This window comes from Oleiphilus sp. HI0080 (genome assembly GCF_001635135.1).
In genome coordinates this window covers 1-3,250 of the sequence record NZ_LWFU01000446.1, presented here as the reverse complement: position 1 = coordinate 3,250, position 3,250 = coordinate 1, and the positions used below count along the sequence as shown (strand labels likewise).

Annotated in this window: 2 protein-coding genes; one reads left to right on the top strand and one right to left on the bottom strand. The window is 46.8% G+C overall.

Annotation, left to right across the window (positions count from 1 at the left end; genetic code table 11):
* Positions 1-123: 123 nt before the first annotated feature.
* Positions 124-1,431, bottom strand: coding sequence for a YhjD/YihY/BrkB family envelope integrity protein (locus A3751_RS08835; RefSeq protein ID WP_068454554.1), 1,308 nt, complete (start codon positions 1,429-1,431; stop codon positions 124-126).
* Between the two features lie 96 nt (positions 1,432-1,527).
* Here A3751_RS08835 and A3751_RS08830 point away from each other — a divergent pair.
* On the top strand, positions 1,528-3,250 hold a 1,723-nt coding region (locus tag A3751_RS08830; RefSeq protein ID WP_068454552.1), incomplete at its 3' end, for an ABC transporter ATP-binding protein.

Below are 3,250 nucleotides of genomic sequence, written 5' to 3'. Positions count from 1 at the left end.
GTCCCATACTTACTCCGTTCATTCGATGTATTTATTATTCGATGTATTTATTGTTAGTAGGCTCGGCGACCGGGAAGGCACACATCCATAAAACGTATCGTAACAGATACTCACTCGCAGAATTTACGTGGATATTAAATCCCTCAAGGTTTTCTCAGAATACTGCGTCTCAATAAATTGATTCAGATCTTTAGCTATCGTACGTACACCCTCAGGAATATCGGCCAAGTGGCGCGAGTGCTTTTGTCGAGCCAAACTCAAAATATCGGCGACGCTGATAAGATCACTAGACCGCGCGAGTACAAAACAGTCGCCGTCTTTTCCAGCATCGATGATCAGCTTCCCCTTAAGCAAGGTCTCAACCACTTCCCTTACTAAAACGCCCGGCACTCCACGAATCGATTCCAATGCGTCTTGCTTTATAGGAGAGCTTCTTCGCTCTTGCGCATCTGCCACATCAATCATGACACGCAACGCTAACTGCTCTATTTCAACTGGAGAACCTTTCACATTCAGAACGCGCGTTATGTAGTTATCGTTCTGAAGATAAAAGGCAATGCTTGAACCAAGCAGCAATATTAGCCAACTCGCGTAAAGCCATAATAGCGCAACAATACCTACCGCAAAGCCGGAATAAATCACATCATAACGCGCCGAACTTACAACAAACGCAGTAAACGCCTGCCCGGCAATCTGCCAAATAATGCCTGCGACGATCGCACCAACAAACGCATTCGATGCCCTTACTCTAGTGTTAGGCACCAACACATAGAAAAAAGCAAAGGCCGTAATCAAGACAATACTTGGCATTAAATCTGTCGCAATTGTGAAGAAAACACCAAAAGGCTCAACAAGCGACAACTGCTTAATTAGAGCGCTTTCAAACAAACCACTGGTGAGCGATATTGCGGCCACCACCAGAATCGGTCCGACAAAAATCATGCTTAAATAGTTACTAAGCCTACGACTAATTGAGCGCGTATTTGCGACAAACCAAATTCGATTAAACGCAAACTCGATTTTCTGTACCAGAGATAGCACGGTGTAGAGCAACAACAACAAGCCAACAGCCCCTAGCACACCAACCTTTACATTATCTACGAACTGCATAATCGCCTGATGAATCTCCTGCCCTTTTTCTCCCATGGGCAACAAAAAGTGCTCAATCATCGGCAAAAATCTGTTTTGCACATTGAAATAACGTAGCAAAGAAAAGCTCAGTGCAAGCAGGGGAACAATCGACAGAATGCTGGTAAACACTAGGCTCATCGCGTGTAACGTGAGGCTACCCTGAGTAAGATCCCGCACAATCGCGTAACTAATACGCGAGACCCGATGTGCAACCCTCTCTAAGCCGCTCTGATTTTCGCGGCACGGCTGCATTAACCATTCGAAAAGTTCTTTTTGTTTTAACTGAATCCGGTCGAACACAGCAATCAATCTCCTTTGATCTTTAAGTGAGTATAGTTGAACAAAGGTTTATACTGCACGCGTGTTTACACTATAGATATCTCGACCAAGGTATACATGTTTCGTTTTTTCGAAAAACTCGTTAATCCATTTCCACCAGAGCCTCCAGAAACAGCCCCATCAACGCTGGCGGCATTTTGTATCCACTATACGCGAGGCGTTATTCCACATCTTCTCGTCATGGCGGGACTGACCGCATGTATCGCGGTGATGGAAGTCAGCTTATTTCGTTTTCTGGGCGAGTTAGTGGATCTTCTAACCGCAAATACGCCTGAAACTCTCTGGCAGAATCACTCGAACACCCTGATAAGTTACGCGTTAATTGTGCTTGTGATTCTTCCGTTTGCCGTTCTGCTGCACTCAAGCATCATTCATCAAGCCTTGTTAGGGAACTATCCGATGCGGATACGCTGGAATAGCCATCGCTACCTACTAGGCCAGAGCCTTAGCTTTTTTCAGGATGAATTTGCAGGCCGCATCGCGACAAAAGTAATGCAAACGGCTTTATCAGTGCGTGAAGCCGTGATGAAGCTACTCGACGTTTTGCTTTACGTCTCGGTTTATTTTATCGGCATGGTCAGTGTATTGGGGCTTTCAGATCCAACCCTTTGCATACCGCTCATCCTTTGGTTCCTGGGGTATCTCGGGGCGCTGCGAGCGTTCATACCTCAACTAAGAGAGATTTCAACACAACAAGCCGATGCGCGCTCAGCGATGACAGGCAGTGTGGTTGATACCTATACGAACATCTCGACTGTAAAGCTGTTCAGCCATGCTCAGCGAGAAGCAGACTATGCAAAGAGCGCAATGGATGATTTCCTGCAAACGGTTCACCCTCAAATGCGCCTGGTCACCAAGCTCAATGTAAGTGTCTGGTTTCTGAACTCGCTGCTGCTATTCTCGATTTCAACCTTATCGATATATCTTTGGTCCAATGATGCTGTTAGCACTGGGGCAATTGCGGTGGCAATCGGCCTAGCGCTTCGGTTGAACGGAATGTCGCAATGGATCATGTGGGAGGTATCAAACCTATTTGAAAATATTGGATCAGTTCAGGATGGCATGAACACCATTGCTCAACCCAAAGTCATTCAAGATAAAAAGCACTCCAAACCACTCGACATAAGACACGGCGCCATCGAATTTAACCATGTTGATTTCGAATACACGCTAGGAGAACAGGTTCTCAAAGATCTATCGCTAAACATTAAAGCAGGCGAGAAGATCGGTTTAGTTGGTCGTTCCGGTGCTGGAAAATCCACACTGGTCAACTTACTTCTGCGCTTCCATGATCTAAACCGAGGAAGCATCCGCATAGATGGGCAGGACGTTAACCAAGTCAAACAGGAAAGCTTGCGAGCACAAATAGGCGTGGTAACGCAGGACACCTCCCTACTCCATCGATCCGTGTTCGAAAATATCACCTATGGTCGCCCTGACGCCACGATTGAAGAAGTGATTGAAGCCGCTAAAAAAGCGGAAGCGCATACGTTTATTCAGGGGCTCAGTGATGCCAAGGGACGCACAGGCTATGAAGCTCACGTTGGCGAGCGTGGCGTTAAGCTCAGCGGTGGACAGAGGCAACGAATCGCAATTGCGAGAGTGTTACTGAAGGACGCTCCTATTCTCGTGCTAGACGAAGCAACCTCCGCACTCGACTCGGAAGTCGAGGCCGCCATTCAAGAGAGCCTGTATAACCTGATGGAAGGCAAGACAGTCATTGCTATTGCGCATCGTCTCTCGACCATCGCAGCAATGGATAGGCTAATTGTGATTGATG